Here is a 25,640-nt window from a genome sequence, read left to right on the forward strand (position 1 = left end):
AACTCATTCCCCATATAAAGACCCGGATAATCAGCGATTTGATTATTGGGGGGTTTATACCCCGAGGAAATTCATGCCATTTTGGTGGGAATTTCGCAATGCCTCAATTGCTAATGATCGGCGTCCTTGACTGGGCGGCGCATCGTAATCGCATCGCGCATTACGCCGTCGCGCCCGCGATAATAAGCAGGGCGCCGTCCGCACTCCGTAAAACCGGATGTCCGGTAAAGATGAATAGCGTCATTGTCGGCCCGCATTTCAAGGAAATAGTCTTCGGCGCCTTCGCCCGATGCCCAATTCTGCCAGTCGGCCATGAGTTTTTTTGCGACGCCGCGGCCGCGAAAGGCCGGGTCGACGGCGAGCAGGAGCAACTCGCTTTCGGGACCGGCGATCCGCGCCGCATAAAAGCCGCACGCCAGCTCCCCTGCCCATGCCAGACAGATGCGTGCCGAAGGGAGCGCGAACAGCGTCAGCAGCTGACCTGCGCTCCATGCTTCGCCATAGGCGGGATCGAAGGCCGCATCCATGATCCGCATCGCCGCGTTCAGGTCCGCGACGCGCGCGGTGGCGATCCGCACCGCCTCGCTCATGGGGTCGCCATCGGTTTTGCGTCGGGCGCCCGCCCGTAAATGGGACGAGGGTCGTCGAACAGGGCTTCCGCCGGCAGCGCAGGCAGCGCCCGCGCGTCGGGCAGCATCGCCAGCGCCTCGCCGAAGCCGCGGCGCGCCACAAAGGCTTCAGCGCGATTACCGACGATCAACGCATCCCCGTTCGCGATGGCGGCGTCGGGCAACAGCGATTGCACCGGCCCGCGCGGCGTCAGGTCGGCGTCGAAGGGCTGGACGAACCATTGGCCGTGCCCGCCCTCCATGACGACGAGCGCGCCGCCTGCCGCCGCGATCGGCGCGGCCGCAGCCGCGGCGACGAGGGCCGGGGTCGAAAAGCCCCGCACGGGGACGCCCCAAGCCAGTCCCAGCGCGCGCGCCGCCGCGACGCCGATGCGCACGCCGGCAAAGCTACCGGGACCACAACCGACCAATATCCCGGCGGCCCGGCCGCCATCCTGAAGCTCGGCGATCAGGGGGACCAACCGCTCGGCATGACCGCGCCCGATCACCTCGTGCCGCGCATCCACCAAGCGCGCACCATCGATCAGCGCGACCGTGCAGGCCTCGCTTGCACAATCGATGACGAGCCGGAGCGCGTCAGGCGATGCGGTTGAAGCGGTCAAAGTCCGGCCGCGGGCTGCGGTCGAAGATGCTCGCCGGGTCGCCATAGCCCAGCGTCGAGATGAAATTGCTCTTCACATTGGGCGTATCGGCGAAAAAGGCGGCGTCGACAGCGTCGTTGTTGAACCCCGACATCGGCCCGGTATCGAGCCCCAGCGCCCGCGCGGCTAGGATGAAATAGCCGCCCTGCAGGCTGGAGTTGCGGAACGCGGTGGTCGCGGCGTGCGGCGCATTGCCCGCAAACCAGCTCCGCGCGTCGGTGTGCGGAAACAGTTCGGGCAGATGTTCGTAGAATTCATTGTCCATCGCGATGATCGCGGTGACCGGCGCCTTCAATATCTTTTCGGCGTTCGCGGGCATCGAGAGCGCGGCGAGCTTTTCCTTGGCGGCGTCCGAAACGCACCAGACGATGCGCGCCGGCAGACTGTTCGCGCTCGTCGGACCGAATTTCATCAGATCCCAGATCGCGCGAAGCTGTGTGTCCGACACCGGCTTGTCGAGATAGCCGTTATAGGTACGCGCGGTGCGGAAAAGCTGGTCGAGGGCGCTGTCGGAAAGCGGCTCGCTCATCGGGACATACTCCTGTGGCTGTGATCAGATCAGACCGCGTGGACGGCGGTGACTTCGGGAACATAATGTTTGAGCAGCGACTCGATCCCGTTCTTGAGCGTCGCGGTCGACGAGGGACAGCCGGCGCAGGCGCCCTGCATCTTCAGATAGACATTGCCCTTGTCGAACCCGCGATAGACGATATCGCCGCCGTCGTTGGCGACCGCCGGGCGGACGCGCGTTTCGATCAATTCCTTGATCTGATCGATGATGTCGGCATCGGCCGGGTCGTCGGCAAAGCCCCCCTCCGCCTCGCCCGGCACGCTGATCCCCGCGGCACTCGCCGGGTTGAACAGCGGCATGTCGCCCAGGAAATGATCCATGATGATACCCAGCACATCGGGCTTCGCCATCGACCATTCGGCGCCGGGCGCGATCGTCACCGACACGAAGTCGCGCCCGAAGAAGACGCCGCTCACATCGCCGAGGGTGAACAACGCCTGCGCCAAGGGCGAGGCTTCGGCCTCTTCGGGGCTGGCAAAGTCGCGGGTTCCCGTTTCCATGACCGGACGGCCGGGCAGGAATTTGAGCGTCGCGGGGTTCGGCGTCGATTCGGTTTCGATCAGCATGGGTCGCATTTGGGACCGGGCGGCCCTTTGTGCAAGGCGCCGCGCCGCGCTACACGCCAAATATGCGCCCATTCACCCATTTTGCCGCCATCGACTGGTCGGGCGCCCGCGGCGCGCGCCAGCGTGGTATAGCACTCGCCGTGGCGAGCGGCGCGGCGGCGCCCGCGCTCGTCCGGCCGGGGCATGTCTGGTCGCGCGCGGAAATATTCGACTGGCTCTGCGACGTCGCAGCACAAGGCACCGACATGCTTATCGGCTTCGATTTTTCGGCTGCTTTCGCCTTTGCCGACCGCGACGCCTATTTCCCCCAATGGCCCGACAGTCCGCCCGATATGCGCGCGCTGTGGGCGCTCGTCGCGCGCCATGCGGCGGACGATCCGCATTTCGAGGCGCATGGCTTTCTCAATCATGCGGAGGCCCGCCGCCATTTCCGTCACGCAAAGGGCGATGTCGGCGACTTGTTCGAGGGTGGCGCAGGACGGCTGCGTATCGTCGAACAGCATCAGCGCGCGACCCGCCAGGCGGCAAGCGTGAGCAATTTCAACCTCGTCGGTGCAGCGCAGGTCGGCAAGGCCAGCCTGTCGGGGATGCGGCTGCTCCACCATCTCGGCGGCGCCCTCCCGCTCTGGCCGCTCGATCCGGCGCCCCCGCGCGGCCCGCTGCTCGTCGAAATCTACACCGCGCTTGCCGCGCGCGCCGCGGGCGTGCCTGCCGGGCGCAGCAAGATCCGCGACGGCGCCGCGCTCGACACCGCGCTCGCGGCGCTCGGTTCGCCGCCGGCGGGACTTGCAGGGCCGGTCAGCGACCATGCGAGCGACGCGCTGCTCAGTGCCGCCTGGCTCCGGGCGATTGCCGCCGATGCCGCACCCTGGTCCCCCGCACCGCTCACCCCGGCGATCGCACGCACCGAGGGCTGGACCTTTGGCATAATTTGACGCAAGGGGCGCGAACGCGCCGGCTTAGCTCAGTTGGTAGAGCAACCGCCTTGTAAGCGGTAGGTCGTCAGTTCGAGTCTGACAGCCGGCACCATAGCGCTCTCGATGACACGCTCGTCGCGCCGTTCGCAATCTGCCTCGACAGCCAACACATTCCGTCAGGCCGTTCGCCAAGGCAGCTCCAGAGACACACCGAACCGGCCCTCGCCGACAGGCCCGGACTTCATGGCGTAGTTGCCTTGGAAGCGAGCGCGCAAACGCTCAGTCACATTCTTAAGGCCGACCCCCAGACCCGACGTCTTCGGCATATCCCCGTCATTTCGCGGCATGTCATTTTCGATTGCGATGCACAGCCGATCTCCCTCCCGGCAAGCCCTGAGCAATATTTCCACCCTGCCGCGGGTCGTCCCTACCCCATGCTTGAGAGCATTTTCGATGAGTGGTTGCAGGATAAGGCTCGGGACCAACGCATCGGCCACATCGGCGTCGGCGGCTATCGAAAAGCTCATGCGGTCGGAAAACCGCTCGCGTTCGATCTCCAGATATTCTCGCTGCAGGGCGATTTCGTCGGCAAGCGGAACGTCATGGAATGGATCGAGCGCCAATGTGGTTCGCAGAAAGATGGAGAGGGAAAGCACCATCCGTTCGGCACGCGTAGCGGCGCCGTCTTCGATCAGCCCGGCAATCGAATTGAGCGTATTGAACAGGAAATGCGGATTTATCTGATAGCGCAGCGCGCGCATCTGGGCACTCAGCGCCTCTTCTCGTATGGCGGCGAGACGCACCTTGCGGTCGTTCAACTCGAACGCATAGATCAACGCGACGAACAGACAGCCCCACGCAAAAAGAATCCCCCACGCAGCTCCGAAGTAGACCATGACGTTCGTCGTCCCCGTTGGCACGAGACTCAGAATTGCGGCGATTACAGGGTAGAGAGCATGGGAGCCTGCCCATAATGCAGCCAGCGCAACCGATAGAAAAAAGGACGCGATGATGAGGAGAGGTAGCGAATCTTCCGAAGTGCGGCGCTGTACCGATTTCTCGTGCAGCAAAAAGATGAGATACGACAGGGCAAGCGCCAACGCAGAGAGCGATACAAAATCGACGAATCTGTAAAACAGGAAGGATCGCGAGACATCGCTCGTCGCGCCGATGATGAATGACGCAACAATCATGACAAAAACCCAGAACGCGATGCCGAATCTGATCGTGGCAATACGAATGCCCCGCGCATTTGCCGGTCGGTTTCTGAAATTCACGTCCAGCGCTATGTCATCGGGATTCATGACAGCCCCCTCCGGCCCCTGTTGCACGCCGCAAGCTCTGCACCGGCGTTTCGGCCGACACCAGCCGAAACACCATATGTCGCGACTTGCCGTCCGTTGTGAACGATCATCGCGCCGCCTTACCGCCGATAATCCTTGGCCCTGAGGCCATATTTCGTCAGGCGGTCGTAAAGCGTCTTGCGCGGCAGCGACAATCGTTGCTGCACCTCGTCCACCTGTCCCTTTGCGTCGCGTAGCGCATCCTCGATCACCGCGCGTTCGAAGCGGGCAACCATTTCGCGCAGGCTTTGCGGCTCTGCACGGTCCGCCGAGCCTTGCGCGATGCGCGTCAGACCCGTGGCGAAGTTGCGCGCGAAGGTGCGCAGTTCGCGTATATTGCCCGGCCAGTCGTGGCTCAGCAGATGGCGCCATTCGGCTTCGCCGAGATCGCTCGTCTCCAGTTCCAGTTCGGCCTCGAACGCGGCCACAAATTCGCGGAAGAGATCGGGAATATCCTCGCGCCGGCTCGCCAGATCGGGCAGCGCGATGACAATGCCGCCGAGCCGGTGGAGCAGTGCGGGATCGAGCGGCCGGGCGCCTTCTCCTTCGCCCGCGCTGCGCGAGATGGCGATGATACGGACGTCTACCGAACGTGGTCGCTCGGCGCCGATCGCGAGGAAACGGCGCGTGTCGATCAGACTTAGCAACTGGGCTTTGGCGCGCTCGGGAATGCTCTCGATCTCGTCGAGAACCAGCGTGCCGCCTTGCGCCCGTTCGACGAGGCCCGACCGTGACAGCGCCACCGAAGGATCGCGCCCGAACAGGATCAGATTCGCGTCGTCGTGCATCAGAACGCCGGCATCGACGGTCACGAACGGCCTGTCGCGCCGCGGGCTGAGGTCGTGGACCAGCCGCGCGACGAAATTCTTGCCCACGCCCGTCGGCCCGGAGATCACCAGATCGACATCGGCACGCGCGACTTCGGCGATCAGGCGCTGCAGCCGCTCGGCGGTCTGCGACGAGCCGCCGATCCGCCGATGCTCCCGCTCGCGCAGCGCGTCGCGCAGGCGCCGGTTTTCGAGCACCAGCGCCCGCCGGTCGTGCGCCCGGCCGATCGCATGCACCAGCCGCGAGACCGAATAGGGCTTGGTGAAAAAGTCCGCCGCACCATTTTTCATCGCCTCGACGGCCATCGCGACATCGCCATGCGCGGTCGTGAAAATCACCTGCATTTCGGGATCGAGCGCGCGCAGATGGTCGAAAAAGGCGATCCCGTCCATTCCGGGCATACGGATATCGCTGACGATCACGCCGGCAAAGGCGGGGGTGACGGCGCGCAGCGCAGATAAGGCGTCGGCGTGGGCCGAGACCTCGAAACCTTCGAGCGTCAGCGCCTGCACCGTCGCCTCGCGCAGCGTCTCGTCATCCTCGACGAAAAGGACCGTTGGCCGCACGCCGGTCATGCGCGCGGGATCGTCATGACGAAGGTCGTCGCGGATGCATCCGCATCATAGGCAAGCTCGCCGCCAAGATCGCGCATGATGTCGCGCGCGATGACAAGGCCGAGGCCGAGGCCGTCGGGCTTGGTCGTCGCGAAGGGCCGGAACAGATCGTCGGCCTGCGCCAGCGAAAGCGGCGTCCCGCTGTCGATCACGCGCAGGCAGACGGCATCGCCGCCCGCATCGACGGCGACTGTCACCCTGCCCCCTTCTCCGGCGGCATCGAGCGCATTTTGCAGCAGGTTGACCAGCACCTGTTCGAGCCGGACATGTTCGGCGGCGACGACGACCTGCGTTGCCTCCTCGGGCGGCAGGTCGATGGCGACGTGCATCGACCGGATGCGATCGCGCAGCAGCAGCAGCGCCCCGTCGATCGCCTCGCCGAGCGGCATTTCGCGGCGGTCGGCCGGCTGCCGCCGACTGAAGCGCCGCAGTTCGCCGGTGATCCGTCCGATCCGATCCGCCAGATCGACGATGCGGGCAAAATTGCCCGACGCCTGCTCGACCTCGCCGGCCGCGAGCATCTTTTGCCCATTTTCCGCAAAAACCCGCGTCGCGGCGACCGGCTGCCCGATCTCGTGCCCCACGCCAGCCGATATCTGGCCGAGTGTCGCCAGTCGGTTGGCCTGCGATAGCTGTTCGCGCAGCGTGCGGGTTCGCTCGTCGAGCAGCGCCTGCGCGCGCGCATCGCGGCGTCGGCGCATCACGACGCCCGTCGCGGCAAGAACCGCCAGCACCAGAAAGCCGAGCGCCAGCGCCAGCCGCCCGGTCGCCACCGCCGCATCGACGCGCTGCGCCGGATCGGCGAGCAGGTGCAGCACCCATCCGTCGGGAAGGATCGGCTGCCGCGTGTCGAGCAGCGGGATACGCACCGCCTCGCCCTCATTGGGCGAAACGATCGCGAGCGGGCGCAGCGTCCGGATGCCGAACTGTCGCAGATCGGCCTCGGCATCGCGCGCGTCGGTGCTCGCGCCTTGGGCCAGATGAAACCGCCAACGCTCGTCGCTTGCCAGCAGCACTACCCCGTCGCGATCGGTCACATAGACGCGCTGGGCCGTGTCGCGCCAACTCCTCTCGAGCCCGTCGAACTCCACCTTCACCGCGACGACGCCGAGCGGCGCGGCGCGCGTCCCGATGCGCCGCGCGATGTATAGCCCCGGCTCGCGGCTGACGGTGCCGAGCGCGAACTGGGTGGCCGATCCGTTGGCGAGCGCATCGTGAAAATAGCGGCGAAAGGCGTATTTCGACCCGACGAAACTGGTCGGCAGCCGCCAGTTGCTCGCCGCGAGCGTCGTGCCATCGGCGCGCATCACATAGATCGCCGCCGCCGCCGATTGGCGCGCAAGCGCCTCGAGCCGCCCGTTGAGCGCCGCCACCGAAGCGCCGTCGCCCGCAGCCAGCGCGCGCACCTGCGGATCGTCGGCGAGCGCGATCGGAAGCAGGCTGAACTTGTCGAGCTCGCTGCGCAGGCTCGACGCCAATATCGCCGCGTCGTTACGCGCAAGTCCGGCCTGCTCGGACAACGCGCGATCGTGCATCACCCGATCGGTGATCGCGACCGCGAGCGCGACGACGAGCAAGGCGCATAGCCCCGCAGCCAAGGCCCAGCGCCGCGCGCGCAGATCGATTCCCAGCACCGTCATCGCTCGATTGATGTGCGAATATCCGCACTTTGTATATCCGAAATATGCGGAAATCTGCACAAATTTGATCGGAGATCATCATAAGCCGTTGTTTTATATAGAGCCGAAGGGAGGCAGCGCGATCGTTGCGCCCGCCGCGAACCATCCTAGAATTCCCGCAACGGCCGGTTCGAGCCGGCGGACAGGGGACAGGATGGCATGGGGTCGATCAGCATCGCGGCAGATGACGGCATGGGCGGACGCAAGCGCGTACCGCTCTATCGCCAGCTCTATTTCCAGGTTGTCGTGGCGATTGTGCTCGGCGCGCTGTTGGGGCATTTCTATCCCGATGCCGGCGAGGCGCTGAAGCCGCTGGGCGACGGCTTCATCAAGCTGGTGAAGATGATCATCGCGCCGGTGATCTTCCTGACGGTCGCGACCGGCATCGCCAGCATGAAGGACATGTCCTCAATCGGCAGCGTCGCGGCCAAGGCCTTCATCTATTTCCTGACCTTTTCGACGCTGGCGCTCATCGTCGGCCTGGCGGTCGCCAACATCGTGCAGCCCGGCGCCGGCCTCAACATCGATCCCGCCGCGCTGGATACCACCGCAGTCGCGACCTACACGCACACCGCCGAGGAACAATCGCTCGCCGGCTTCCTGCTCAACATCATTCCGACGACGCTGTTCAGCGCGATGACCGACGGCGAAATCCTGCAGGTCCTGCTCGTCGCGATCCTTTCGGGCGTCGCAATCTTCACGACGCGCCCCAAAAGCGACCTCGTGCTCGATCTGCTGACGTCGTTCAGCGAAGTGATCTTCAAGCTTGTTCACATGCTGATGAAGTTCGCGCCGATCGGCGCGTTCGGCGCGATTGCCTTCACCATCGGCAAGTTCGGGATCGGGTCACTCGCCAGCCTCGCGACGCTCGTCGCGACCTTCTACCTCACCTCGCTGCTGTTCGTGGTCGTCGTGCTCGGGTCGGTCGCACGCTTCACCGGCTTTTCGATCTTCGCGCTGATCCGCTATCTCCGCGAAGAGCTGCTGCTGGTGCTGGGCACCTCGTCATCCGAAGCGGCGCTGCCGAGCCTGATGGAAAAGCTCGAAGTCGCCGGCTGCCGCAAGACGGTGGTCGGACTCGTCGTGCCGACCGGCTATTCGTTCAACCTCGACGGTACCAACATCTACATGACGCTCGCCGCGCTGTTCATTGCGCAGGCGACGGGCATCCACCTGTCGCTCGGCGAGCAGCTCGCGCTCGTCCTGGTCGCTATGATCAGCTCGAAGGGCGCCGCCGGGGTGACCGGCGCGGGCTTCGTGATCCTTGCCGCGACGCTCTCGGTCGTCCCGTCGGTTCCCGTTGCGGGCATGGCGCTGATCCTCGGGATCGACCGCTTCATGAGCGAATGCCGGGCGCTCACCAACTTCATCGGCAATGCGGTGGCGACGATCGTCGTCGCCAAATGGGAAAAGGCGCTCGATACCGATCGGCTGGCGGCGGCGATGGCCGGCACGCCGATGGCGCTACCGAGCGAGGATAGCGAGCGCCACGAACGCTCCGGCCCGCACAGCCTTGCGATGAGCAAAGCAGGAGAAAGCGCATGATCTCGCGGCGGTCCATCCTTGCCGTCGGCGCGGCGCTCGCAGGTGTCGTCGGCGCCGCCAAATCAGCGCCGGCGCTTGCCTTTGCGGTCGAAGAAATTCCGCTCTGGCCCGGCAAACCGCCGGGGGGCAACGGCCCCAGCGGCCCCGAAAAGATCGGCGGCGCGGGGACCGGCTATGGCGCGGTATCGAATATCGCGACCCCGCGGCTGCGCGTCTACCGGCCCAATATCGCCAACGGCCGCGCGGTCATCGTCTGCGGTGGCGGCGGCTATTTCCGTATCCAGCTGTGGAAGGAAAGCACGCCCGCGGCGAAATGGCTCCAGCTGCACGGCTATACCGTGTTCGAGTTGATCTATCGCCTTCCGCGCGACGGCTGGGACGCGAGCGCGCCCTTCGCCGACGCGCAGCGAGCGATGAAGATCGTGCGCACGCGCGCCGCCGATTTCGGCATCGCGCCCGACCGCATCGGAATCATGGGCATGTCGGCGGGCGGGCACCTGGCAGGCTTCACGGCGCTGCGGCCCGACCAGAAATTCTACGACGGCACCGATCGTTTCGAAAACGCCCCGGCACGCCCCGACTTCGCGGCGCTGCTGTTCCCGGTGGTGCAGTTGCGCAAGCCGTTCGACACGACGCGGACGCGGCGCGAGATTATCGGCGAGCATCCGACTAAAGCCGCCGAAGACGCCTGGTCGCTCGATACGCTGGCGAACAGCGACGCGCCGCCGATGATCCTATTTTCGGCATCCGACGATCCGATCGCACCGCCCGGCCATAATCTGTCGCTGTTCCAGGCGCTGCTCGCCAAGGGCGCGAAGGCCGAGCTGCACATTTTCGAGGAGGGCGGCCACGGATGGGGTCTCGGCACGCCCGACCAGATCCTCAGCCAATGGCCCGATCTGTTCGAAGCCTGGATGACCAGGCGGCCATTCGATCGATGAATACAGACAACAGGGGAAGGGAAATATCCATGCGTGCAATCACCATCGCAAAGCTGGCGCTACTCTGCGGACCGAGCTTGCTTGCGGCGACCGTCGCACAGGCACAGGAACCGCTCGCCGCCGAAACCGCGGCGGACCAGAGCGCGGACCAGCCGGCACCGCCCGCAGACGCGAATGAGGCGATCGTCGTTACCGGGTCGCAGATTCAGGGTGCGAAGATCAACGACGTCCTGCCCGTCACGGTGCTCGACGAAACGGCGATCGAAAACACCGGGGCGTCGTCGGGCGACGAGCTGTTCCGGGCGATCCCGCAGGCCGGCACCGTCGCGTTCAACGAACAGAATTCGTCGACCGTCAACAATGTCCGCGGCGACGTCGGCTCGATCAACCTGCGCGACCTCGGCACCGGCAACACGCTTCTGCTGATCAACGGCCGCCGGATGACGCTTCACCCCGGCTTTCAGACCGAACTGCTCGTGCCGGTGGTGAGCTCCGACACCAATGAAATCGCGCCCGGCAGCGTCAAGCGGCTGGAGGTGCTGCGCGACGGCGCGTCGGCGATCTATGGCGCGGACGCGGTAGCGGGCGTGATCAACACCGTCCTCAAGGGCGACATGAAGGGCGGCTTCCTCGAAGGCGACTGGCGCGCCTCCGACGGCACCAGCCTCTACAGCTACCAGATTTCCGGCGGCTATGGCTTCGACTTCGGCGGCGGACGCGGCAACCTGACCGTCTATGGCGGCTATTTCTATGAAAACGGGCTGTCGAATGCCGCACGCGACTATGCCGCGGACGATAATCGCCTGCCGCTGGTCGAAGGCACCGATTTCGAGGGCGACGCGTCGTTCAACAATCGCAACACCTTCGGTCCGTTCGGACAATTCGATATTCAGGGTTCGTCGCCGTCGAGCCGGACGCCGATCGGCGACGATGATTTCTATCTCCAGCCGTCGAGCTTTCCCGGTTGCAAGCTGAGCTTCGGCGACGGTCTCTGCGCCCGCGACGGCACGACGCCGACCACTGCGGTCCGCTACAACACAATCTATGGCAACAGCCTGATCAGCCAGAAGCGTCGCTACAATGCGATGGCGCTGCTGAGCTACGAACTCAGCAACAATGTCGAGGCCTATTTCGAAGGCAGCTTCTACCGGTCGGAAAACAACCGCCAGCTCGATGCTTCGGCCATCCTGAGCGCGGTGCCGGTCGGCATTTCGAAAAATGCCTATTGGAACCCGTTCGGCCCGGTCGGCAGTCCCAACCGCCTGCCCGGCACCACCATCGCCGCAAGCGGTGTGGATGTCATCATGGAGCGCTATCGCTTCGTCGATGTCGGTAATCGCGATGTGTCGGTCGACAAGAATGTCTATCGCCTCGTCGGCGGTCTGCGCGGCAATATCGGCGCGTGGGACTTCGACACCGGCTTCGTTTATTCCGAAGCGAAGCTCAACGACCTGACGCGCAACCGTGTGTCGCTCACGCTGATGCAGAACCAGATCAACCTGACGACGCCTGACGCCTATAATCCGTTCAACGGCGGCTGCGTCACCTCCGATCCCGGCATCGGCGACTGCACACCCAACCCGGCCTCGTCGATCGATCCCTTCCGTATCGACGTCTACCGCAAGGGCGGTACCAGCCTCGCGCTCGGCGACTTCAAGATCAGCCGCAACGACCTCCTGTCGCTGCCGGGCGGCGATCTGGGTATCGCCGCGGGCGTCGAATGGCGCCGCGAAACCTTCTATGACGACCGTGATCCGCGGCTCGACGGGACGATCACTTTCACCGACAGCGTGACCGGCGAAGTTAATGGCAGCGACGTTGCGGGCACCAGCCCCTCGCCCGACACCAGCGGCTCGCGCGAAGTCTATTCGGCCTTCGCCGAACTGCTGGTGCCGGTCGTCAGCCCCGAAATGAATATCCCGTTGATCAACCGCTTCGATGTCCAGCTCGCCGGCCGCGTCGAGCATTTCAAGGATATCGACGCAACCGCCGCGGTGCCGCGCATCGCCGCATCCTGGTCGGTCTTTCCCGGCGTGACCTTCCGCGGCGCCTGGTCGCGCGGTTTCCGCGCGCCCAACCTGGTGCAGGTCAATGACGCCGGAACGACGCGGTCGAACACGCGCGACGATTTCGTCCTGTGCCAGGCACAGCTCGAAAAGGGGCTGATCTCCAGCCTCGGTTCCTGCACCGGCGCGGGCACGATCAGCTATCGTTCGGGAACCGAGAACCTTAAGCCCGAGGACAGCACCAGCATCAACCTGGGTATCGTGCTCGAACCGCGCTTCATTCCGGGGCTGACGCTGACTGCCGATTATTGGCGCGTCAAGCAGACCGGATTGGTCGGCACCTTCGGCGATGACAATGCCATCGCGCTCGACCTGCTGCGCCGCCTGAACGGCAGCAGCAACCCCAACGTGATCCGCGCCGATCCGACCGCGGAGGACATTGCGCTGTTCACCGGCACCAGCCTCGCCCCCGCGGGCAAGATCACCCAGGTGCTCGACCCCTATCTCAACCTCGACAGCCGCGTCTCGAAGGGGTGGGACTTCGGCCTGTTCTACAAGGTCCCCGATTTCGGGATGGGCAAATTCCGCCTGAGCCTCAACGTCGCGCACCTGATGAGCTTCGTCCAGTCGGCGGGTCCCGACGGTCAGGAAATCATCGACGGCATCGCCTCGGGCGTCCTGCCGCTCGACGTCACGGTCGGCGGTCTGGGCGAACTGGTCGAGATCGAGGGCCGGCCGAAATGGCGCGCGACCGGCGCGATCAACTGGGGAAGCGGCCCGGTCGATATCGGCCTGTTCGGCCAATATACGGGCAAGGTTTACGACACGAGCGTGATCCGCGACGTGCTGATCGATTCCGACGACCCGAACGCAAACTATTACCCGGTGCACGACCAGTTTACGCTGAACCTCTCGATCGCCTACACGATCAAGAATGACACCCCGCTCGACGGCACCCGCTTGCGCTTCGCGATCAACAATCTGTTCAACGAAGATCCGCCACTTGCTGACGAGGATTATGGCTTCTTCAGCAATCTCTACACCGCGCGCGGCCGCGTGTTCCATGTCGAGTTGCGCAAGAAGTTCTAGCGCAATGCGGCTGTCCAGCGCCCTGGCGCAGCGCGTCGCGCTTGCGCTGGTCATCGGAGGGACGGGGGCGTGCAGCGGCACACCCCCGCTTCCCCCGTCCCTCGCCGCCGCGCCGGTCGAGCGCGGTTCGGGGTGCGCGACAAGCACGGTACGGATCGACTTCGATTTCGACGAAGCGCCCGCATCGCGCTGCGTCATCCGGGGCGAGCGGTCGTTCGCGATATTGATCGGCCCTGAACATGCGCCGCCGATCAATCCAAGCCCTTGGTACGCCTTCCGCTACCGGTCGAGCGGGTCGGCCGATATTTCGGTCGAACTCGACTATCTTGGCGCGGCGCATCGCTATGCGCCCAAATTGACCGTAGGCGGCACCGTCGCGCCCCTTTCCGCCAGCGTTGCGGCGGACGGGATGAGCGCCACGCTCTCGCTGCCCGCCGGCGAAGGGATCGTCAGTGGGCAGGAATTGTTCGGCAGCGACCGCTATGATGCGTTGCTCGACCGGCTTGCGGCGCTTCCCGCAGCCGAGCGGCTGACACTTGGCGCTTCGCTCGACGGTCGGCTGCTATCGGCGGTCCACATCGGCGACACGAAGGCGCCGCGGCTCGTCGTCCTGATCGGACGCGCCCATCCGCCCGAAATTACCGGCGCGCTCGCGATGGATGCCTTTTTGCGCGCGCTCGCGGACGAGATCGCCGCGGGGCGCGTCGACACCGCAGCGACACAATTCCTTATCCTGCCCCTGCTGAACCCCGACGGCGTCCCGCGGGGTCACTGGCGCGCGAACCGCGGCGGCGTCGATCTCAATCGCGACTGGGGCATCTTTTCGCAGCCCGAAACGCGCGCGGTCAAAACCTGGCTCGATCGCCTCCCCGCAGGCGTGCGCCCGGTCGCCATGGTCGATTTCCATTCGACGCAGCACAGCCTCTTCTATGCGCAGGGCGCCGATGAAACGACGCCCGTGGAGGAGGCGTTCCTAGTGGCATGGCTTGGCGGGAAGGAGAAGGCGCTGCCCGGCTATCCCTTCACGATCGAGCGCCGCAATGCCAACCCCGGCTCGGGCACGTCGAAAAACTGGTTTCACGCGACTTATGGCATCCCCGCCTACACCTACGAAGCCGGCGACGAAGCCGACCGCGCCGGAATCGATGCCGCCGCAAGGAAACTCGCACGCGCCTTTCTGAGCGCGCTTCCGCTCCTCGCTCGATAATCTTCCGGCGCCGGACGCCGAAAGGCCGGCCCGCGTCGGCGGGCCGGCCTCGGCAACCAGGAACTGACGCTGGCGATCAGCCCTTGGTTGCGGCCTTCTTGTCGGCCTTTTTCATCTTGTGCGCTTGGTGGGTCGCCTTCTTGGCGGGCTTCGACGTCGCCGCCTTGGTCGGCGTCGCGTCAGCGGCGAAAGCCGAGCCGCTCACCATGGCGAGCGAAAGGACGGCGGCGGCAGCGAGTTTGCTATAGTTACGCATAAGACTTCCACTCCTTGACAGTTCAACCGCCCAAATCGGGGGCTGTCAGGGCGGCCGGTCCGTTCCAGGGACGGGGGAAACGGTTCGGATCGGCCTGCCCGACGACCGATCAATAGTCCCCGGCCCCTGCCCGGCCGATGGCGGCGGGATTACAAGTTGGTCATCTGTCGGCGCGCTCAGGCCGCGGCGAGCGTCCGCTTAGCGAGTAGCGCCCACGTCGGGCTTGCAGGCACCCTTGTCAAAAATCGCCCTCCCGCCTATCGCTTGCGCGTGCCTCCCCGGCCCGCGACCAGCGTGCGCCGCCACCGAAGATTGCGTCCGCTGAACCCTGTTCCAGCCACTCCCTACGTCGAACAGCTCAGCATCGGGGCGGGGCGCCGGCTGTTCGCGATCGGCCTCGCTGTCCTGATTCCGGCGCTGCTGCTCCTGCTGCTGCTCACCACCGGCCTGGGATCGCTGCCCGACAAGCAGCAGGAACGGATCACCATGGTGAGCCTGGAAGCCGCCGAAGTCGCCGAGCAGGCACCCGAGTCCGCCAGCAAGGCGCGCGAACAGCAGAAGGAGGCCCCGACACCGCCGGTGACGAGCACCCCCATCCCGGCGCCGCCGCCCACCCCGCTGCCATCGCAAGTCCCGCAGCCCGCGACGCCCCCGCAACCACCGGCGCCGCCAGCCACCCCGCCGACGAAACGCATCGGCGTCCGCCTCAACAGCGGGCAGTCTTATGGCCCGGCCGACAGCGGCGGGTCGGCGGCATCGCGCGACACGCCGCGCGTGGGAAGCGCGCCGAACGGCGAGCCGCTTTATGCCGCGGCATGGTATCGCGAACCGAGCCGCGACGAACTGCGCGGCTATCTGTCCACCGCCAGCGGGCCGGGATGGGGGCTGATCGCCTGTCGCACCGCCCCCGAATTCCGCGTCGAGGATTGCGTCGGGCTCGACGAATATCCGCAAGGATCGCAGATCAACCGCGCGGTGCTGGCGGCGGCGTGGCAATTCCGCGTGCGCCCGCCGCGGGTCGGCGGGCGCTCGATGGTCGGGGCCTGGGTCCGGATCAGGATCGATTACGGCATCGAACGACCTTAGGGGCTGGCCCCATAAATCAGGCGAGCGGTTCGCCCGAAATGGTGATGCGGTGCATCAGGCGGCGATGGCCGTGATAATCGTTCATCGCATAATGCCAGGTCGACCGGTTGTCCCAGATTGCCAGCGATCCGGGCGCCCATTGGACGCGGCAATGAAACTGCTCCTGCATCGCGACCTGATAGAGATAGGTGAGCAGCGGCACGCTCTCCTCGCGCGTCCAGCCGTCGAAATGCAGTGTGAAGGCCGGATTGACGTACAGGATCTCGCGCCCGCTTTGCGGGTGCCGGATCACCACCGGATGCACCGCGCGCGTTCGTTCCTCATGCCCCTTCAGGTCGACACCCTGATCGGTCTTCGAATAGAGGCCATCGGCGCTGTAGATATGGTCGGCCGAGTGGACGGCGCGAAGCGTCCGCAACATGTCCTTCAGGCCCGGTGACAACGAATCGAAAGCCGCGCCCATGCCCGCGAACAGCGTATCGCCGCCGGTCGGCGGGGTTTCGCGGGCGAGGAGGATGGAGCCCATGGCAGGGATCTGGTCATAGCTGTGATCGGTGTGCCACCCGCCGCCGATATTGGTCTGCTGGGTCTCCGACTTGCGGACCTCCGCAATTTCCGGGTGCCCGCCATTGGCAGGGAAATATTTGTTGATGTCGATCTCGCCCCAGCGGCGGGCGAAAGCGATATGCTGTTCGGGGGTGAGCGTCTGATCGCGCACGAAGAGGACGCCGTGCTCGGCGACGGCCTGCCGCAGAAGCCCGATATCCTGCTCGTCGAGATGGTTCAAATCGAGCCCGGTCGCTTCGACACCGACGTGCGGCGACAGGGGGTGCATCTGTATCGAGGTCATGGAACTCTCCCGCATTATCCCGGCAACGATAGCGCAAACGCTGGCAATCAAATGCCACTTTCGTTACAATTGTTCATGACGATTGCCGAACAGCTCCGCCAATGCCGATGGTTTGGTCGCTGCGATCCTGCGGTGCAGCAGGCGATTGCCGCCGATGGCCGGCTGGTAACGCTCGCGCGCGGGCAATGGGTCTATGGCGAAGGGGACATGGCGACCGGCATCGTCATCGTGCTCGACGGGATGCTGCGCCTCGAAGCCGCGGCGGGGGAAAAGACCGTGCTGGTCGGCATCGCCCGCGCCGGCGACGCCTTCGGTCAGTCGCGCCAGATGGGCGGCGGTCCGCGTATCGTGACCGCGATCGCCAGCCGGCCGAGCCGCGTCCTGACGATCAGCGACACGATGCTCGACCGGATCGGGCATCGCCTCCCCGCGCTCTGGAAGGCGACGAGCGAACTGGTGTACGGGCAACTCGACGCCAGCGTGCACGGACTGGCGCAGATGCTGTCGCTGAGGCCCCGCGGACGCATCGCCGCGCGGCTCCTGACCTTCGCGCGCGACGCCGACGTACCGCTCAGCCAGTCCGATCTGGCCGAACTCTGCGGCCTGTCGCGCAAGGTCGTGAGCGCCCATCTTGCCGCGCTCGAGCAAGCGGGCGCGATCCGGCGCGGCTATCGCACCATCCACCTGCGCGACATGGCTCAGTTGAGCCGCCTGGCAGGCGACGCGGATGGGTTCGTCAAGGCGATGGAACGCAGCGGCATCGCGCATCGCGTTTCGGCATCCGACGATAGCATCCTGCTCGCGGCCGGCCCCTGACCCCAAGATACTGCCCCTAGTCGTCCGCCAGCCCCAGAAAGCCGGGAGACAGGAACAGCGGCAGAAAGCGGGTGACGAGATCGCGCATCGCATCATCCTTCTGGCCCAGCATATCGCGTAGATAGGGGCCGATCACGGCATCGCCGAACGCGCTGACCGCGACCATCAACACTGCGGCGCGGACGCGCTCGCGCGCGGCGGCATCCTTCGACTGACCGACGATCGCGGTGACGAGCGCACCGACCGCTTCGCGGATCGGCTCGAGGCGGCCGACATCGCCCGACAGAACGATCCACGCCGCGAGCGGCCCGGCGCCGCCCTTGTCAAAGGCATCGAAAACATGATCGGCAATCGTACGCGGCGCCGCATCGTCGGTTTCCAGCAGGTCGACGACATTATCCAGCGCGCCCGTCAGATCCTGGATCATCGATCCCATCAGCGCCGATTGCAGACCCGCCGCCGAGCCGAAATGATGCAGCACATTGGCGTGCGACATGCCGATTGCTTCGCCGACGTTGGCAAGCGTCACGGCACCCGGACCGCCGTCGAGCAGCAGACGACGCGCCGCGGCCAGCCCTTCTTCGCGTACCTCCGCGCCCGATCGCTTGCGGCGTTTCGGGGCGGGCCGCGCCATCTTGTACATTCGCGCCATCGCTCTTTCCTCCACCTGCGGTCCACATGGCCTTAGACCAATGTACGCAAGCGAAACAGCCTTCCGATCGGCTTCCGAAAAAGCCGTTCTGAAACAGGATAGTAGCATCTCTTGCGAATGGCGAATATTTGCATTATAAACATTGATGTTAATGTTGATGATTCGCAGGAGTTGTTCATGACCCTCGACACGCCCACGCCTCCCGATCTCCGGATCGAGAAGCGCGACATGAAGTTCGGCCGCGAGCAGGCCCCGCCGCGCTGGTGGCACAGCGGCGACCCCGGTCGCACCGCCTTTTTCAACGCGCTGTCGTCCACCTTCCCTGTCGGCGAGAAATTCTTCATGACATCGGTCCGGCAGTATCGCGAAGGCACGCCGCAGCCGCTGCGTGGCCAGATCGACGATTTCATCTATCAGGAATCGATGCATTCGCGCGAACATGTCGTCTTCAATCGCCAGGCCGAAGATGTCGGCTACGACATCGCCCCGCTCGAAGAACGCGCGCGCCGGACGATCGCATGGGCGAAACGGCGCCCGCCGATCCAGCAATTGGCGGCAACCTGCGCACTCGAACATTTTACCGCGACGCTGGCGCATGACGCGCTCGCGAATCCCGGGCATCTCGGCGGCGCGAGCGAGGAAGCGCGGCGTTTGTGGCGGTGGCACGCGATCGAGGAAATCGAACATAAGGCGGTCGCCTACGACACCTATCTTCATGCGACGCGTGACATGATGCCGCTGCGGCGCTGGTTGAAGCGCTGCGCCGTCATGGGCGTTACGACTTTGCGCTTTCACTATGTGATTTTCCGCAATACCGCAGATTTGTTGCGGCAGGACGGTCGCAACGACTGGACGACGTGGCGGCACTTGCTCGCCTATCTCTATGGAAGGCACGGCCTGATGCGGCATCTGCTCAAAGGTGTGGTTGGCTATATGCGGCCGGGCTTTCATCCCTGGCAGCACGACGACCGCCCCCTCCTGGCCGAAGCGCTCGCTTTGCTGAACGCGCCCGCGAGCCGGGAGCAGGCGGCATGAGCCGCCGCGCGACCGCGATGGGCCTCGCTGCCGCCGCCGCCCTTGCCCCCGCAAGCGCCATGGCCGCCGATCCCGTTGGGCTGTGGGCGACGGGCAGCGAAGGCGGACGGGTCGAAATCTATCGCTGCGGCGCGGCGTTATGCGGCAAGGTGGTCGATGCAAAGCGGCTGCGCGCCAATCCCGATCTGCGCGACGTGCGGAACGGCGATCCCAAGCTGCGCCAGCGCCGGCTGATGGGACTGGTCGTGCTCCAGAATTTCAAGGGGGGCCCGTCCCAGTGGAAGGGCGGCCCCGTGTACGACCCCGAAACCGGCGACGGGGCGTCGCGCGGCGAACTGCGACTGCTCGGCAACGGCAAGCTGGAAGTGAAGGGCTGCCTCGCCTTTTTCTGTCGAACCAAGACGTGGACGCGGCTTAACTAGCGCGGCTGCGCTTCAATGCCGGCTCCTGACGCTCATTCGATCTCGAACGTCAGATTGTGTATGCCGATTTCGCCGTCGCAATGATTGCAGGCAACGACCATCCGAAGGTCGTGACCGCATGGCTTGTGCGTAAGGATCAGCGGCGGGCCGCGTTCGTCGGAAAACCAGCGGTCGCCCCACTGGAGCAGAGCCAGCAATACGGGATAAAGGTCGCGGCCCTTTTCGGTCAGCCGATATTCGACGCGGTCGGCGTGCGCCGAATAGGGAATGGTCCGCAATATGCCCTGCCGGATCAGCCGTTCGAGGCGGCCGGTCAGGATATTGGTCGCCATCAACGTGTCGCGCTGAATGTCATCGAAGCGGTTGATGCGCGTGAACATCGCGCGCACCACAAGCGTCGCCCATCGATCACCGAACAATTCGATCATCGTATCGACCAGCGGGCGTCCGCCCGGGCGGCGCGCCGTCACCGCGCCGTTGAAGCGCCGGCGTTCATAGTGCGGAACGACCTGGGCCAGCCCCGGCCCTTCGCGCCAGTCGACGTCGCGCGGGTCGATTTCCTTCCGGCAATGGGCGCAGATCGGAGTCGGCTCGGTTTCCGCGCCGCACGCGCTGTGCCGCAGGCGAACCCGAAAGTCGCGGCTCGCGGCTTCCCAGCGATGCTGCCAGCGCAGCATCATCAAGGCGTTGGGAAACTGGTCGCGCCCCTTCTGGGTCAACGCATAATAGGAACCGCGCCCTTCCTTCTTCGGCCGTTTGGCAAGGCAATCCTCGTCGACCAGCTTGCGTAGCCGCCCGCTGACGACCGACCGCGCGAGCCCGGTCCGCGCCACGAATTCGTCGAAGCCATGGGTGCCGAGAAAGGCCTGCTCCATGATGAGCAGCACCGGAACGTCACCGACGACATCGAGCGCGCGCCAGATCGAACAGGCGCGGATGGTGCGATCTTCTTTCACGGCTGATGCGTCCATTGCTGCGCCCGCCCTACTCCGCCGAACAGCACGCGACAAGGCCGGTCCGACGGAAGATGGGCGGTGCCCGCGCCCATGCTTCCGTCGGGGGAGAGCTGGTTCAAAAGCGCCCCGTGACCTGCACCGCTATCGTGCGCGGCCGATCGACGATCCCGTTATAGGCATTGCCCGCCCCGCCCGTGATCGTCGTCGCAAGCGGCATCGCGCTGCCGGTCTGAAGGATCCGCTGGTCGGTCAGATTGCGGCCAATCAGCGCCACTTCCCAGCGATTGTCGATCTGTCCCAAGGCGATGCGGGCGCCAAGCTTCGCATAGCTGCCCTGATAGGTCCGCGGGTCGAGATTCGCCGCCGCGATATAGGAGGAGGAAAAGTCGGCGTTGACGTTGAACGACAGCTTGAGGTCGCTGCCGACCGGCGTCCAGTAATCGACGTTGAGATTACCCGACCATTTCGGACTCAGCGCGTTACGCTTGCCGCTATAGTCGCAGAAGCCACCCGGTCCCGGCGTCTGCAGATAATAGCATTGGCCGTCGGTGAAGTTGGTGAATTTGAAATCGAGATAGGCGATCGCGCCGCTGATGGTCAGGCCTTCGGCGAGCGCCGCGCGAAAATCGGCTTCGATCCCCTGCGTCCGCGCCGCCGCCGCATTGCGGACGTTGAAGTTGAGCGTCCCGTCGAAGATGTTGACCTGCAGATCCTTGTATTTGGTGCGATAGAAGGACAGGTTGAAAGCGACGTCGCGGCCCTTGTATTTCAGCCCCGCTTCGAAATTGTCGGCGCTTTCGTCCTGGAATTCGAACGCGCCGGGCTTGGCGACCGTGGTCGACGTCGGCAAAGAATTGGACCGGATGTCGAAGCCCCCGGCCTTGGTTCCGCGCGCATAGGACGCATAGAGCATCAGGTCGTCGGTCGCGTCGAACTGGACGTTGACCATCGGATTGAAGCTGTCCTCGCTCAGCTTGCCGGCGATGCTGTGCGCCTCGATATTGAGCGCGCGGAACACCGCGGCGACAACGGCGGCGGGCGCGGTGCTGAGCGGGCCTTGCACGATGGCGAGCGATCGGCGGCCGCTCTTCTTCTCATGATTGAAGCGCGCGCCGGCCGTAACGCGAAGCTGGTCGGTCAACGACAATTCGCCCTGCGCAAAGGCCGAGATCAGGGCCGACGTCTGGCTGTAGTCGCGGTCGTTGCGCGTATCGCCGAGCGCGTTGAACGGCGCACCCAGCCCCAGAAAGGTCGGGTTGAAGAGGGTGAAATCCTGAACGTCCAGCTTGGCGTGCTGATAATAGACGCCGCCGATATAATTGAACGCCTCGCCGCCGGGCGACGTCAAACGCAGCTCTTGTGAAAACTGCCGATAATCCTCGCGCAAATTGGTGCCGTCGAGAAAGCTGATCCCCGAAAAGTCGACATCGACGATCTCGCGCGTCTTATAGTCGAGCAGCGACGTCACAGAGGTCAGCGTGTGCTCGCCGATTTCCAGATCGGCGTTCAGCGTCGCCCCGAACACCTTGTTGCGGCTTTCATAGCCATTATCCTCGCGCACATAGTCGGGGACAGTGCTGACGAAGAAGGGGCCCTGGAAGACCGCATTGTAATTCCCGACCGCGCCGAACACGTCGCGCGGCTGGCCCTTCATCGCAAAGTCTGCATATTCGAGCTTCAGTTCGGCCGCGAGCGGCCCGCCCTTGTCGAACTCAACCTTGCCGCGGACATAATATTCATCGACGTTGGGCTCGTTGCGCTTCAATTTCTGGTTGTAGAAATATCCGTCCATCGAGCGATGATAGCCAACCACGCGCGCTTCGATGCCGTCGCTCAGCGGCCCCGACAGGACGCCGGTCAGCTGCAGTTCCTTGTGATTGAATTCATAGAGGCCACTCACCGTCCCCTCGAATTCGTCGGTCGGGCTGCGTGTCGTGATATTGACCGCGCCGGCGATCGCATTCTTGCCGAACAGCGTCGGTTGGGGGCCTCGCAAAACCTCGACCCGCTCCATATCGACGAGCGGCAGGCGCGAAAGCTGGTCGCGTCCATAATAGACGCCATCGACGAACATCGCGACCGACTGTTCGAACCCCTTGTTGTCGCCCGAGGCGATGCCGCGGATCGCGATGCGATTGGCGATCGCGGTCTGGGTGATCTTTAGATTCGGGACCGACGAACTGATCTGTTCGAGGTTGGTCTGCCCATAGCTTTCGACCTGCTTGCCGCTGACCGCGGAAATCGAGATCGGCACATCGGACAAGCCTTCGGCACGCTTCTGGGCGGTAACGATGATGTCGTCGAGGCCGCCCTGGCTTTCGGCGGGGGCGTCCTGCGCGAACGCCGCCGTGGGACCGGCAAGCGCCGACGCGGCCAACAGCATGGCAAGTGAATGCTTCATGATTCTCCCTCTCCCCACTGCCGGCGACGGGCCGGCATGTTTTGCTTGCAAATGCCTCTTGAACGGGCATAAGTTCTGTTACGCAAGTTAGTATCACTATGCAAGTAAGTTTTGGGAGACAGGAATGAAGCCGAAGCACGGCCTTCCCGCAGCTTTGACGCGCAATTTACGCCTGCCCGCAATCGCGGCGCCGATGTTCCTCGTGTCGGGCCCCGACATGGTCATCGCCGCCTCGCGCGCCGGAATGATCGGCAGCTTTCCCGCCCCCAACGCGCGGACGACCGCCGATCTGGAAGCCTGGGTGAGCCGCATCGACGCGGCGCTGTCGAATGATCCCGACGCCGCCGCCTGGGCGGTCAATCTGGTAGTGCATCCGTCGAACAGCCGGCTTGCCGACGACCTCGCCTGCGTCGTGCGGCACAAGGTTCCGCTCGTCATCACCGCGCTCGGCAGTCCCGCCCGCGTCGTCGAGCAAATCCACGCCTATGGCGGCATCGTTTTCGCCGACGTCAATTCGGTGGGCTTCGCCCGCAAGGCTGCGGCGGCGGGCGTCGATGGACTCGTGCTCGTCGCGGCGGGAGCCGGCGGCCATACCGGCGCCACCGCCGGTTTCGCCTTTGTCGAGGAAGTGCGGCAGTTCTGGGACGGCCCCTTGGTGCTGGGCGGCGCAATCTCGACGGGCCAGGCGATTCGGGCCGCCGAAATATTGGGGGCCGACTTCGCCTATCTCGGCACGTCGCTGATCGCCTGCACCGAGAGCATGGCGGCGCAGCCTTACAAGGACATGGTGGTCGCGGCGGGGGCCGAGGACATTGTGCCGTCGAAGGGCATCACCGGCGTGACCGCCAACTGGCTGAAATCAAGCCTGATCGCTGCGGGCTACGACCCCGCGAACATGCCTGAGGACAAGCGCCCCAATTTCTCCGATGCGCTGGACGACGCCAAGGCATGGAAGAATGTCTGGTCTGCGGGTCAGGGCGTCGGCGCGGTTCGCGCGACCGAACCGGTCGCGGACATCGTCGACCGTCTCGTGAAAGAATATGATGCGGCCGTCGCCAGGCCGCGCTTTGCAGCCGCCGAAGGAGCCATCGCATGACCGCTCAGCTTGTCGACACGATCCGGACCACCGTTCAACCGAACGACCATCCCTATATGAAGGGCGCGTGGCGGCCGACCTATAACGAGTGGAATGCGGTCTTCGCCAATGGCGAGGTCGAGGTGATCGGCACGATCCCGACCGACATCGATGGCGTTTACGTCCGCACCGGCGAGAACCAGATTCACGAACCGATCGGCCGCTATCATCCCTTTGACGGTGACGGGTTCATCCATGCGATCTCGTTCAAGGACGGCCGCGCGAGCTATCGCAGCCGCTTTGTCCGCACCAAGGGGTTCGAGGCCGAGAAGGAAGCCGGCCGCTCGCTCTGGGCCGGGCTGATGGAACCGCCACACAAATCGACCCGCCACGGCTGGGGTGCGCAGGAATGGCTCAAGGATTCATCGTCGACCGACGTCGCGATCCACGCGGGCAAGATCATCTCGACCTTCTACCAGTGCGGCGAGGCCTATCGGCTCGACCCCTTCACGCTCGAACAGTTCGGCACCGAAAGCTGGGTGCCGCTCGACGGCATTTCGGCGCATTGCAAGGTCGACCTCGCGACCGGCGAACTGATGTTCTTCAACTATTCGAAGCACGCGCCCTATATGCATTATGGCGTCGTCGGCGCGGACAATAAGCTCAAACATTATATTCCCGTCCCGCTCGCCGGGCCGCGCCTGCCGCACGACATGGCGTTCACCGAAAATTACACCATCCTCAACGACATGCCGCTCTACTGGAACGCGGAACTGCTCGAAAAGAATCTGCACGTCGTCCAGTTTCATCCCGATGAAAAGACGCGCTTCGCGATCATCCCGCGGCACGGAAACCCCGAGGATATCCGCTGGTTCGAAGCCGCGCCGACCTACACGCTCCACTGGCTGAACGCTTGGGAGGAAGGCGACGAGATCATCCTCGACGGCTATTATCAGGAAGAGCCGATGCCGAAATCCTATCCGAACGCGCCCGAGGGGCTCGAACGGATGATGGCCTATCTCGATCAGGGACTCCTGAAGCCGCGCCTCCACCGCTGGCGCTTCAACTTGAAGACCGGAAAGACAACCGAACAAAGGCTCGACGACCGCGATCTCGAATTCGGCATGTTCAACCAGCGCTATGCGGGCAAACCCTACCGTTACGCATACAGCGCGATCCCCGAGCCAGGCTGGTTCCTGTTCCGCGGCCTCGTCAAGCATGACCTTAACGCCGGAACGAGCGAATCCTATGAGTTCGGCCCCGGCCGCTTCGGCAGCGAGGCCCCCTTCGCGCCGCGCATCGATGCGAAGGATGAGGACGACGGCTATCTCGTGTCCTTCATCGCCGACCTCGAAACCGACACGTCCGAATGCGTGCTGATCGACGCCAAGAATGTCGCGGCGGGGCCAGTGTGCCGGATCATCCTGCCCGAGCGCATCTGTTCGGGTACACACACCGTCTGGGCGAGCGGAGACGATATCGGCATGGGCGAAAACAGCGTGCTGGCTGTCTGAG

Annotated in this window: 23 protein-coding genes and 1 tRNA gene; 12 read left to right on the plus strand and 12 right to left on the minus strand. The window is 64.7% G+C overall.

What is annotated here, in order from left to right; genetic code table 11:
• Positions 1-110: 110 nt before the first annotated feature.
• Genes STE01S_RS13720 through STE01S_RS13735 form a run of 4 tightly spaced genes read right to left on the minus strand, consistent with a single transcriptional unit; the run spans position 111 to position 2,407 of the window.
• Positions 111-590, minus strand: a complete 480-nt coding sequence (locus STE01S_RS13720; RefSeq protein ID WP_062768585.1) for a GNAT family N-acetyltransferase — start codon at positions 588-590, stop codon at positions 111-113.
• Positions 587-1,231 carry a tRNA (adenosine(37)-N6)-threonylcarbamoyltransferase complex dimerization subunit type 1 TsaB gene (gene tsaB, locus STE01S_RS13725; protein WP_062768587.1) on the minus strand — a complete coding sequence of 215 codons (645 nt, stop codon included), beginning with the start codon at positions 1,229-1,231 and terminating at the stop codon, positions 587-589. The genes STE01S_RS13720 and tsaB overlap by 4 nt, the downstream gene beginning before the upstream one ends.
• The gene (locus STE01S_RS13730; RefSeq protein ID WP_062768590.1) at positions 1,206-1,799 is read right to left on the minus strand and encodes a malonic semialdehyde reductase; all 594 of its coding nucleotides are present in this window, start codon (positions 1,797-1,799) and stop codon (positions 1,206-1,208) included. The genes tsaB and STE01S_RS13730 overlap by 26 nt, the downstream gene beginning before the upstream one ends.
• A gap of 29 nt (positions 1,800-1,828) precedes the next feature.
• Positions 1,829-2,407, minus strand: a complete 579-nt coding sequence (locus STE01S_RS13735) for a NifU family protein (protein WP_003039891.1) — start codon at positions 2,405-2,407, stop codon at positions 1,829-1,831.
• 62 nt (positions 2,408-2,469) lie between these two features.
• Here STE01S_RS13735 and STE01S_RS13740 point away from each other — a divergent pair, with 62 nt between their 5' ends.
• Together STE01S_RS13740 and STE01S_RS13745 are read left to right on the plus strand one after the other, a co-directional pair.
• Positions 2,470-3,342, plus strand: a complete 873-nt coding sequence (locus STE01S_RS13740; RefSeq protein WP_062768593.1) for a hypothetical protein — start codon at positions 2,470-2,472, stop codon at positions 3,340-3,342.
• Between the two features lie 18 nt (positions 3,343-3,360).
• Positions 3,361-3,436: transfer RNA gene (locus STE01S_RS13745), tRNA-Thr, on the plus strand.
• A 64-nt stretch (positions 3,437-3,500) separates the two neighbouring features.
• Here STE01S_RS13745 and STE01S_RS13750 read toward each other — a convergent pair.
• The 3 genes from STE01S_RS13750 to STE01S_RS13760 form a co-directional block, all read right to left on the minus strand.
• Positions 3,501-4,628 carry a sensor histidine kinase gene (locus tag STE01S_RS13750; RefSeq protein WP_062768596.1) on the minus strand — a complete coding sequence of 376 codons (1,128 nt, stop codon included), beginning with the start codon at positions 4,626-4,628 and terminating at the stop codon, positions 3,501-3,503.
• Positions 4,629-4,747: 119 nt separating this feature from the next.
• A complete protein-coding gene (locus STE01S_RS13755) occupies positions 4,748-6,070 on the minus strand; it encodes a sigma-54-dependent transcriptional regulator (protein WP_062768599.1) in 1,323 nt (440 codons plus the stop codon).
• Positions 6,067-7,749: a sensor histidine kinase gene (locus STE01S_RS13760; RefSeq protein ID WP_162928290.1), complete on the minus strand. Its 1,683-nt coding sequence runs from the start codon at positions 7,747-7,749 to the stop codon at positions 6,067-6,069. The genes STE01S_RS13755 and STE01S_RS13760 overlap by 4 nt, the downstream gene beginning before the upstream one ends.
• A gap of 198 nt (positions 7,750-7,947) precedes the next feature.
• Here STE01S_RS13760 and STE01S_RS13765 point away from each other — a divergent pair, with 198 nt between their 5' ends.
• From STE01S_RS13765 to STE01S_RS13780, 4 genes are read left to right on the plus strand one after another with little or no spacing between them, the layout of a single operon-like run.
• Entirely contained in the window at positions 7,948-9,333 is a 1,386-nt protein-coding gene (locus STE01S_RS13765) for a dicarboxylate/amino acid:cation symporter (RefSeq protein ID WP_082813341.1), read from the plus strand.
• The gene (locus tag STE01S_RS13770; RefSeq protein ID WP_003039912.1) at positions 9,330-10,274 is read left to right on the plus strand and encodes an alpha/beta hydrolase; all 945 of its coding nucleotides are present in this window, start codon (positions 9,330-9,332) and stop codon (positions 10,272-10,274) included. Before STE01S_RS13765 ends, STE01S_RS13770 begins: the two co-directional genes overlap by 4 nt.
• Before the next feature lie 29 nt (positions 10,275-10,303).
• On the plus strand, positions 10,304-13,369 hold the full coding sequence (locus tag STE01S_RS13775; protein ID WP_062768605.1) for a TonB-dependent receptor domain-containing protein: 3,066 nt from the start codon (positions 10,304-10,306) through the stop codon (positions 13,367-13,369).
• A 4-nt stretch (positions 13,370-13,373) separates the two neighbouring features.
• Positions 13,374-14,576, plus strand: a complete 1,203-nt coding sequence (locus tag STE01S_RS13780; protein ID WP_062768607.1) for a M14 family metallopeptidase — start codon at positions 13,374-13,376, stop codon at positions 14,574-14,576.
• A 76-nt stretch (positions 14,577-14,652) separates the two neighbouring features.
• Here the strand turns inward: STE01S_RS13780 and STE01S_RS13785 are convergent, their stop codons facing one another.
• On the minus strand, positions 14,653-14,832 hold the full coding sequence (locus STE01S_RS13785) for a hypothetical protein (RefSeq protein ID WP_062768610.1): 180 nt from the start codon (positions 14,830-14,832) through the stop codon (positions 14,653-14,655).
• 270 nt (positions 14,833-15,102) lie between these two features.
• Here STE01S_RS13785 and STE01S_RS13790 point away from each other — a divergent pair, with 270 nt between their 5' ends.
• Positions 15,103-15,918, plus strand: coding sequence for a hypothetical protein (locus tag STE01S_RS13790; protein WP_255265961.1), 816 nt, complete (start codon positions 15,103-15,105; stop codon positions 15,916-15,918).
• 16 nt (positions 15,919-15,934) lie between these two features.
• Here STE01S_RS13790 and STE01S_RS13795 read toward each other — a convergent pair whose 3' ends face one another.
• The gene (locus tag STE01S_RS13795; protein ID WP_062768616.1) at positions 15,935-16,768 is read right to left on the minus strand and encodes a TauD/TfdA dioxygenase family protein; all 834 of its coding nucleotides are present in this window, start codon (positions 16,766-16,768) and stop codon (positions 15,935-15,937) included.
• Between the two features lie 75 nt (positions 16,769-16,843).
• On the opposite strand from STE01S_RS13795, the gene STE01S_RS13800 reads away from it, so the two are divergent.
• Complete coding sequence (locus STE01S_RS13800; protein WP_062768619.1) at positions 16,844-17,584, plus strand: Crp/Fnr family transcriptional regulator; 741 nt, start codon at positions 16,844-16,846, stop codon at positions 17,582-17,584.
• 16 nt (positions 17,585-17,600) lie between these two features.
• On the opposite strand, the gene STE01S_RS13805 is transcribed toward STE01S_RS13800, so the two are convergent.
• A complete protein-coding gene (locus STE01S_RS13805; RefSeq protein WP_231292851.1) occupies positions 17,601-18,236 on the minus strand; it encodes a TetR/AcrR family transcriptional regulator in 636 nt (211 codons plus the stop codon).
• A gap of 177 nt (positions 18,237-18,413) precedes the next feature.
• Here STE01S_RS13805 and STE01S_RS13810 point away from each other — a divergent pair, with 177 nt between their 5' ends.
• Positions 18,414-19,271, plus strand: a complete 858-nt coding sequence (locus STE01S_RS13810) for a metal-dependent hydrolase (RefSeq protein ID WP_003039937.1) — start codon at positions 18,414-18,416, stop codon at positions 19,269-19,271.
• On the plus strand, positions 19,268-19,693 hold the full coding sequence (locus STE01S_RS13815; protein ID WP_062768622.1) for a DUF2147 domain-containing protein: 426 nt from the start codon (positions 19,268-19,270) through the stop codon (positions 19,691-19,693). Before STE01S_RS13810 ends, STE01S_RS13815 begins: the two co-directional genes overlap by 4 nt.
• A gap of 32 nt (positions 19,694-19,725) precedes the next feature.
• On the opposite strand, the gene STE01S_RS13820 is transcribed toward STE01S_RS13815, so the two are convergent.
• Complete coding sequence (locus STE01S_RS13820; RefSeq protein ID WP_003039943.1) at positions 19,726-20,664, minus strand: winged helix-turn-helix transcriptional regulator; 939 nt, start codon at positions 20,662-20,664, stop codon at positions 19,726-19,728.
• A gap of 100 nt (positions 20,665-20,764) precedes the next feature.
• Positions 20,765-23,050: a TonB-dependent receptor gene (locus tag STE01S_RS13825; protein ID WP_255265962.1), complete on the minus strand. Its 2,286-nt coding sequence runs from the start codon at positions 23,048-23,050 to the stop codon at positions 20,765-20,767.
• Positions 23,051-23,174: 124 nt separating this feature from the next.
• Here STE01S_RS13825 and STE01S_RS13830 point away from each other — a divergent pair, with 124 nt between their 5' ends.
• Together STE01S_RS13830 and STE01S_RS13835 are read left to right on the plus strand one after the other, a co-directional pair.
• A complete protein-coding gene (locus tag STE01S_RS13830; RefSeq protein ID WP_062768627.1) occupies positions 23,175-24,146 on the plus strand; it encodes an NAD(P)H-dependent flavin oxidoreductase in 972 nt (323 codons plus the stop codon).
• Positions 24,143-25,639: a carotenoid oxygenase family protein gene (locus tag STE01S_RS13835; RefSeq protein WP_062768630.1), complete on the plus strand. Its 1,497-nt coding sequence runs from the start codon at positions 24,143-24,145 to the stop codon at positions 25,637-25,639. Before STE01S_RS13830 ends, STE01S_RS13835 begins: the two co-directional genes overlap by 4 nt.
• The last annotated feature ends 1 nt before the right edge of the window (position 25,640 follow it).

The organism is Sphingopyxis terrae subsp. terrae NBRC 15098 (assembly GCF_001598815.1).
GTDB lineage: Bacteria > Pseudomonadota > Alphaproteobacteria > Sphingomonadales > Sphingomonadaceae > Sphingopyxis > Sphingopyxis terrae.